8 protein-coding genes are annotated in these 7,161 nt (G+C 41.5%); 4 read left to right on the top strand and 4 right to left on the bottom strand.

The annotated features are described in order from the left end of the window. Nucleotides 1-47: 47 nt before the first annotated feature. Nucleotides 48-716, bottom strand: coding sequence for a ChrR family anti-sigma-E factor (locus AB4238_RS21485; RefSeq protein ID WP_371995419.1), 669 nt, complete (start codon nt 714-716; stop codon nt 48-50). Next, entirely contained in the window at nt 709-1,353 is a 645-nt protein-coding gene (locus AB4238_RS21490; RefSeq protein WP_372035572.1) for a sigma-70 family RNA polymerase sigma factor, read from the bottom strand. Before AB4238_RS21490 ends, AB4238_RS21485 begins: the two co-directional genes overlap by 8 nt. Nucleotides 1,354-1,936: 583 nt before the next feature. On the opposite strand from AB4238_RS21490, the gene AB4238_RS21495 reads away from it, so the two are divergent. Then, nucleotides 1,937-2,902 carry a chemotaxis protein CheV gene (locus AB4238_RS21495; RefSeq protein ID WP_372035573.1) on the top strand — a complete coding sequence of 322 codons (966 nt, stop codon included), beginning with the start codon at nt 1,937-1,939 and terminating at the stop codon, nt 2,900-2,902. Here the strand turns inward: AB4238_RS21495 and AB4238_RS21500 are convergent. Both AB4238_RS21500 and AB4238_RS21505 read right to left on the bottom strand, forming a co-directional pair. Beyond that, nucleotides 2,899-3,543 carry a hypothetical protein gene (locus tag AB4238_RS21500; RefSeq protein WP_372035581.1) on the bottom strand — a complete coding sequence of 215 codons (645 nt, stop codon included), beginning with the start codon at nt 3,541-3,543 and terminating at the stop codon, nt 2,899-2,901. The genes AB4238_RS21495 and AB4238_RS21500 overlap by 4 nt on opposite strands. A gap of 94 nt (nt 3,544-3,637) precedes the next feature. Further along, nucleotides 3,638-3,997: a DUF2750 domain-containing protein gene (locus AB4238_RS21505; RefSeq protein ID WP_020912933.1), complete on the bottom strand. Its 360-nt coding sequence runs from the start codon at nt 3,995-3,997 to the stop codon at nt 3,638-3,640. A gap of 382 nt (nt 3,998-4,379) precedes the next feature. Here AB4238_RS21505 and AB4238_RS21510 point away from each other — a divergent pair, with 382 nt between their 5' ends. The 3 genes from AB4238_RS21510 to AB4238_RS21520 all read left to right on the top strand — a co-directional run bounded on the left by AB4238_RS21510 (nt 4,380) and on the right by AB4238_RS21520 (nt 7,109). Continuing rightward, nucleotides 4,380-5,570 carry a lytic murein transglycosylase gene (locus AB4238_RS21510; protein ID WP_372035575.1) on the top strand — a complete coding sequence of 397 codons (1,191 nt, stop codon included), beginning with the start codon at nt 4,380-4,382 and terminating at the stop codon, nt 5,568-5,570. Between the two features lie 120 nt (nt 5,571-5,690). Then, nucleotides 5,691-6,554 carry a WYL domain-containing protein gene (locus AB4238_RS21515; RefSeq protein ID WP_372035577.1) on the top strand — a complete coding sequence of 288 codons (864 nt, stop codon included), beginning with the start codon at nt 5,691-5,693 and terminating at the stop codon, nt 6,552-6,554. Nucleotides 6,555-6,626: 72 nt separating this feature from the next. Then, nucleotides 6,627-7,109: a peptidylprolyl isomerase gene (locus AB4238_RS21520; RefSeq protein WP_372035579.1), complete on the top strand. Its 483-nt coding sequence runs from the start codon at nt 6,627-6,629 to the stop codon at nt 7,107-7,109. The last annotated feature ends 52 nt before the right edge of the window (nt 7,110-7,161 follow it).

The following is a 7,161-nucleotide window of genomic DNA, read 5'->3' on the forward strand; positions in this document are numbered from 1 at the left end:
ACTGATCGGCATTACGCTATTAGCGGCCTTATTTCATTTTAAGCTGACTAATAAATTAGCTCGCCAATTGGATTCAAAAGCTTGCTAATTCCTTTGGTGAAATGCAATGGTGCATCAACCACTGTATAGCAAAGACAACCCTCTTTAGTTTTTGGTGAATGCTGGTGCTCGCCATCGAGTACAATAAAATCACCAGGGCCGTAGCGGTTAAATTCATCTTCAAAATGGCCTTCAAGCAGTAACGTTATCTCAGTACCTTGATGAGTATGTTCAGGTATTTCCCCGCCAGCATCAATATGAAGTAAGCTTGCTCTAGAGGGACCTTTTTCTGTATCGAGTCGCATTCGACTAATCTTTCCTATGCCACTCCATGTTTGATCTGCTTGCTGTCTAAAGGCTGTAGGTAAACTGAATTCATGACCTTTTACTGAAACAATAGCGTGTTGTGGAAGTCGCTGCTTAGCGGTTGATGTCGGGGTAAGCTGCATAATAGAAGCCAGCATATCGTCTAAATCAATACTGGTTTCAAAATCTTCTGCTGAACTATCGGTTTTAGCCAAAGCAGTATCTGCTTGATACTGAGTCATCTCAGCAAGCACTTTTTGGCACTGAGGGCATATTTCGCAGTGTGCAGATACAGCCGTTGCCATAGCAAGGTTGAGGTTACCCTTAGCATGTTCTAATAACATGTCGTTATTTGGATGGTAATTAATCATGATGTTTCTCCAAAATACTTCTAAGTTTGACCAAGCCTAATCTTAACCTTGATTTTACTGTACCTAATGGGACATTTAGTTTGCTTGCTAGCTCCTGTTGACTTAACTCTTGTAGGTAAATGCCTCTTACTACCTGCTGTTGCAAGGGTGGAAGCTCCTCAACATGATGCATGAGTTTGTTGGTGAGTATGTGATCTTCTGGTTCGTTTTCTTCTACAGTTTCAAAGATAGGCCAGATGTCATCACTAACCGTGTCCTCTTTGTTATGTTGGACTTTACGCAACATATCAAAGCAGCGGTTACGCATTATGGTAAACACCCAGGTTGTCACCGCTCCTTTGTCCGCATCAAAAAGATGTGCTTTAGTCCAGACTGCCGTCATGGTTTCTTGCACAAGATCCATGGCCAGACCTTGGGTAGACAATCTTTGATTGCCAAATGCTAATATTTTGGGAGCAAAAAAACTAAATAATTCAGCATAGTCTCGTTTACAACGTGTATGCGCCACGTTAACGAGCTTCTCTTTAAGTTGCTGCGCTTGCAGCTCTGAGTTTGATTCTTCCATATAAGGCTTTTTGAAAGGAACATACCCTTTAGCATAACGACTTTGGGAACTTTGTGATTGAATATTTTGCATTTTTTTCACTCTGCCTATCAATATCGCCAAAATATTGTTTTATTGACTAGTGAATATCAGTACGCAGCTTGGTTTGAAATGGATCACAATTATTCGTTCTATCTGAATATGCCTGTTTTAGAGGCATTGTGCTTGTTCAATTCTAAGCGTACTGACCTAGAGATGGTTACTCTTTTTTATGTGAGTACGACTGCGAAATGGCCTAGTATAAAGTCCTCTATGATGGGCTGCTTTTAATATAAGAGCATAGACTTTGCTCAGTGATATTGATTTTACTAAAGGGAATGTTCATTCTTGGCAATCAATACCTTACTTACATTGATGTAGGTGTTAAATTTCATCTTGGAGCAATGAACCTACTATTAAATCCCATTGAACTTCAAAGCCCTGAGCACAGTATCTTCAGCCAGCACAGGAGCCATGTTAAGTTCACGGCACGGGGTTATGTTATTGAGATCAATGTTTTTGGAGAAACATTGTAATGTTGAACAAAATCCGTGCATTAAAGTTATTTTTGACCTAGTTATCTTATACTGTATATCGTTATAATCATCGCTATAATCGTACTTTAGGTGGAAACAGTATGGCGCAAATGCTTGCAAGTGTAGATCAACGTACAAAACTGGTTGGTGAAAATCGACTAGAGTTACTGTTGTTCAGAATTAGTGTGACGCAGCTATTTGCCATTAATGTTTTCAAAGTTAAGGAAGTGGTTAGAGTGCCGCCCTTAACCGCTATGCCCGGCAGTCATCCAAGTATTATAGGGGTTGCGAATCTACGCGGATTAGCCATTCCGGTGATTGATCTTCGTAAAGCCATCGGCTTCCGACCTTCGGCGGTATATGAACAAAGTAACCTCATTATTACTGAGTACAATCGTTCAGTTCAGGGTTTTTTAGTCGATAAGGTTGAGCACATAGTCAATTTAACCTGGAGCGATATTTTACCGCCACCTAAGACGGTTGGTCGCAATAATTATTTAACTGCAATAACTCGTATCGAATATCAAGACAAACAAGAACTGGTTTCTATTATAGATGTAGAAAAAGTGCTGGCAGAAATTATTCAATACGACATCAAGTTATCCGATGGAGTATTAGACGAGCAACTGCTGCCATTAATGCAGGGTAGAAAGGTGCTTATCGCAGATGACTCTGCCACTGCTAGGCGTCAAGTAAGAGAAACGCTTGAACAACTTGGACTGGAAGTCATAGAGGTGTCCGATGGGTTAATGGCACTCAATCAGTTACAACAATGGTGCGACAGCGGTATAAATGTTTCGGAACATATTATTATGCTGATCACAGATGCTGAGATGCCAGAAATGGATGGCTATAAGCTGACTCATGAGATCCGTAAAGACAAGCGCATGAGTGATCTTTATATCACTTTAAACACTTCTCTAAGTGGTAGTTTTAACAATGCGATGGTTGAAAAGGTAGGTTGTGACCGGTTTATTTCGAAGTTTCAGCCGGATCTACTGGTTGAAGTTGTGCAAGATAAATTGCGCCAGTCAGAGGCTCTGCTGACGCAATCATTGAACTGCTAATCCTGATGTTCTAGTTTTAAATCATTGATAACCTGCCGCTTAAGCTCGGAAGTGGCAGCGATATTAATTTGTGCAACACGAATAGCAAACCCAAAGCGTTGTTTACCGACAATACTAATAATATCTTCTAAAAAGCGTTTATCGAGCACAAATTGCTTAGCGTAGAATTTGATAGCTTGGGTGACAGAGCTATAGTTAACACCGTCAAAACTAAAGTCTGTATTGTAGCCAAAGTCGTCAATAGTGACCCCATTAAGGCTTAACGGCCAAGCAGGGTAGTTGACTCTATCTCTGGCAATCTCATACATCATCCAAGCGCTTTTCTTAAATCCACCAAAAACTTTATCCTCAAATTCTGATTCTTCAAGTTCTTGCTGAGTCCAATTAACCCCAATGGCGAGATGTTTCTCATAAATACGCATCAGTTCATCTTTAACTGCCATTTTACAGTCCCAGATAGAGGTTAACTTGTGCTGTTTTGCAATTTTGAAACACTCTTTACAGGCTGGAAGCATCAATGATGGATGAGGAGTGTAATGCTCCTTAGTGTAACTAAGCTCCATAGAGCTAGGTTCACCGCAAAACCAGCATTGATGCCTGCAATCAAAGGGGATATCGATTAACGGCGCTTGTTCAAACATCATGTTTCACCTACTCAATTCGGCATTTAAAAAAAGCGCTTAATCTTGACGATTAGCGCTTACTGTCGAGCTACTCTGGATGTTGTTGTGAAGTCTATTCTTCTTCAACGTTTACCAGTGACGTTGCCAGTACAATTGGATCGACTTCAAGGCACTCTTGCTCTGCTACCCAATCAAGACCAACCAGTACACCATCATCATTTAAATCACCAACCCAATACTCTAAAAACTCTTCTAGAGTAATAGCGACGGCGCTGTATGCCTGCCATTCGTCAGTACAATGGCTTTTTGCTTGCGCTTCTTCAGACCATAAAGGCATCACATCTGTGGCTTCGAACTCAGATGAGTCACAAACAACCCAACCTTCACCTGTTTCATCTTGCAGGCCCCAAACGACTTGGTGCTGCTTTACATTGTTGATAAAGCTTTCTAAAGCTGGAGTCATTTCAGTCATGATTAATCTCTTTTGGTAAATGAAAGATATCGATTATCTCTATTGGCAGTAGTCTGCAACTGTGGTTAACATTTGGCAAGTCATTTAACTGCTTTCGATTGTTTAACCGTGTATTTGATGACTAAGCAGTATGTGCTTAGCAGGTAAATTGAGCAGTCAAACGAAACTCGCTAATTTACTGCTATAACAGTCTCAATTTAGTCTATATTAGTCGACAGCGATGGCGTTTTATCCGTTAATCGGTCTAAGGTTTTCTTGCATCGGTTTAATGAATTGTAAATCATCTATAAAGTCGTTTTTTTAAGGTAAGATTAATCTTTTAACTTCACAGTAATATGTGTACTCATTACGTTAGCGTCATTCATTTTTTGGGAGTCTTCTATTGTTTAAATTAATCCCCCTGGCAGCAACGCTTATTTTTAGCAGCTCTTCCGTATTCGCTTCAGTCGCTTCCCCTGACTGGGCAACCTGCGTAGCGAACCTTCAACAAACAGCAAAAACACAGGGGTTATCACAAAGCACTATTGATAACACCTTGGCAAATGTTAAATTTGTGCCGAGGGTTATAGAGCTTGATAACCAACAACCAGAATTTAGTTCATCTTTTGAAAATTATTTTACCAAACGAGTGACCGATTGGCGTGTACAGCAAGGACGAAAGCTATATAAAGAGCATAAGGAGCTGCTGCAACGTTTAGCCAAAGAGTACGGTGTTCCACCACAATATTTGCTGGCTTTTTGGGGACTAGAAACAAACTTTGGTTCTTACAAAGGAAAAATGTCAGTACTTAACTCGTTAGCTACTTTGGCATGTGATCCGCGTCGGAGCAAATATTTCACTACCGAATTGATGCAAGCCTTAAAGTTAAAAGAACAGTATGGTTTCGATGAAAAGCAGATGGTGGGTTCATGGGCGGGTGCGATGGGCCATACTCAGTTTATGCCATCGGCTTACGCTAAATATGCTGTCGACGGCGATGGTGATGGCAAAGCAGATCTATGGAATAGCACTGAAGATGCACTTTCATCAGCTGCGCACTTCTTACAAAATTTAGGCTGGAAACGCGACGAGCGCTGGGGGAGAGAGGTTAGCCTTCCGAGTGATTTTTCCTACGCTTATTTAGGGCGAGCGGAAGCCCAACCCTTAACTAAATGGGCGGAGCTTGGTTTAACGCAAACCAATGGCAATCCTTTAAGTACACCAGACATGCAAGCTGCTCTTTATTTACCCTCTGGCCATACTGGACCCGCTTTTTTAGGCTATGACAATTTTGATGTCATTATGAAATGGAATCGCTCTACGTTTTACGCTATTGCTGTAGGCCATCTCGCTGACAGAATTAATGGTGCAGCAGGCCTTAAGGTTAAGCCACCTAAAATGCCAAACTTGAGCCGCGCAAAGGTAAAGGCACTGCAAAGTCAGCTCAATACGCTAGGTTTTGATGTCGGTAAGCCTGATGGTATTTTGGGTTCTAAATCTTTAAAAGGACTACAAGCATTCCAAAAAGATAATGGTTTGGTGGCTGATGGTTATCCAAGCGAAGCGACCTTTAAAGCACTCGGTGTTGAATAAGCACTTTCAATAAATAATTTACGATTCAAAAAAGATGCAATCAAAACGATTGCATCTTTTTTGTCGATATATTAGATTGAATTTCTTCAATAAAGTTATCGACTGGAATGGCATATTACAATGGACAACCTTTCTCACGCGCAACGACAACGTCTCGCTTTTATCGATTTTAGTTTGCAGTATTTCGGCCAAGTTTCCCGTCAAGATTTAATCAATAAATTTGCTACAGGCTTAGCGGCGGCTACCCGAGACTTTCAGAGCTATAAAACTTTAGCGCCGACAAATATGCGCTTGGTACATCAGACTAAGTGCTATCATCGTCTGCCTGAGTTTAAAGCACTATTTGCCCATGAACCAGAAGCTATATTGCATGGTCTTGCCAAAGGTTTTGGCGATGGCTTATCACATCCGATCAAGCCAAGTGCGGTGTGTATTGATGCAATACAACTTATTCACCCAGACACAGACATCATTGCGGCATTAATGCGGGCTATTCAAGCCAAGCAAGCACTAGCGATAGAGTACGTGTCGGTGTCATCGGGCAATAAACCCAGAGAGATAGTCCCCCATGCGTTGGTAAATAATGGTCAGCGTTGGCATGTTCGAGCTTTTGATAGGGCTAACCAACTGTTTACAGACTTTGTGGTGACTCGTATTAAAAGTGCCGTGCTTTCAGATGCTAGTGTTAAATACCTAGAGACCTGTGAGCATGATAAATATTGGCAACAAGAAATTGAACTTGAACTGATCCCTCATCCCTCTTTGGCTCATCCTGAAGCGATAGAGCTTGATTACCAGATGGAAAATCAACGCTTAACGCTTACATGCCGAGCATCGTTAGCGGGCTATTTACTGCGCCAATGGAGTGTAGATTGCTCTGCTAAGCATAAGATCACATCTGGGGTGTGCCAACTTGCCTTGGCCAACCATCAGGTATTGAGCGAAATTGAACATTTAGCCATTGTGCCAGGAGCACAATCCTAATAAGAGATAACACTAGTGGCTTTGAATGACTTTTGTTAAGCTCACGCAACAAAATTTGAGTTAAGGATTACCATGAGTATTAAAGATGATTCTGTAGTGCAATTTAACTACACATTACGTGATGAACAGGGCGAAGTATTAGAGAGCAACGAAGGTCTTGATCCTATTGCGTACCTTCATGGTCACGACAATATGATGCCAGGTGTTGAGAATGCACTGGTTGGTAAAGAGGTGGGTGCTAAGTTTTCTGTCACTTTACCTGCTAGCGAAACATACGGCGAGCGTAACGAAGAAGCGGAACAGCGTGTATCTGTTAAACACCTGCAAGGCGCCAAAGTATGGAAGGCCGGAATGCGCGCTTTGATAAACACAGATCAAGGCCAACGCCAAGTGACCATTATAAAAATGGGTAAGTTCATGGCAACTGTCGATGTTAACCACCCATTAGCAGGTCGAGAATTAACATTTGATTTAGAAGTTGCAGACGTACGCGATGCAACCTCTGAAGAGATTGCTCATGGCCATGCACATGGTAAGGGCGGCCATCAGCACTAAGCTGAATTGTCGTAAGAAAAGCCCAACCTTGTTGGTAATGCCGATCATTTAG

The sequence above is a fragment of the Shewanella sp. 10N.286.45.A1 genome, assembly GCF_041470405.1.
GTDB lineage: Bacteria > Pseudomonadota > Gammaproteobacteria > Enterobacterales > Shewanellaceae > Shewanella.

What these genes read in the sequence shown, in the direction of transcription:
- AB4238_RS21485 (WP_371995419.1), bottom strand. Translation starts at nt 716, where the DNA reads ATGATTAATTACCATCCAAATAACGACATGTTATTAGAACATGCTAAG.
- AB4238_RS21490 (WP_372035572.1), bottom strand. Translation starts at nt 1,353, where the DNA reads ATGCAAAATATTCAATCACAAAGTTCCCAAAGTCGTTATGCTAAAGGG.
- AB4238_RS21495 (WP_372035573.1), top strand. Translation starts at nt 1,937, where the DNA reads ATGGCGCAAATGCTTGCAAGTGTAGATCAACGTACAAAACTGGTTGGT.
- AB4238_RS21500 (WP_372035581.1), bottom strand. Translation starts at nt 3,543, where the DNA reads ATGTTTGAACAAGCGCCGTTAATCGATATCCCCTTTGATTGCAGGCAT.
- AB4238_RS21505 (WP_020912933.1), bottom strand. Translation starts at nt 3,997, where the DNA reads ATGACTGAAATGACTCCAGCTTTAGAAAGCTTTATCAACAATGTAAAG.
- AB4238_RS21515 (WP_372035577.1), top strand. Translation starts at nt 5,691, where the DNA reads ATGGACAACCTTTCTCACGCGCAACGACAACGTCTCGCTTTTATCGAT.
- AB4238_RS21520 (WP_372035579.1), top strand. Translation starts at nt 6,627, where the DNA reads ATGAGTATTAAAGATGATTCTGTAGTGCAATTTAACTACACATTACGT.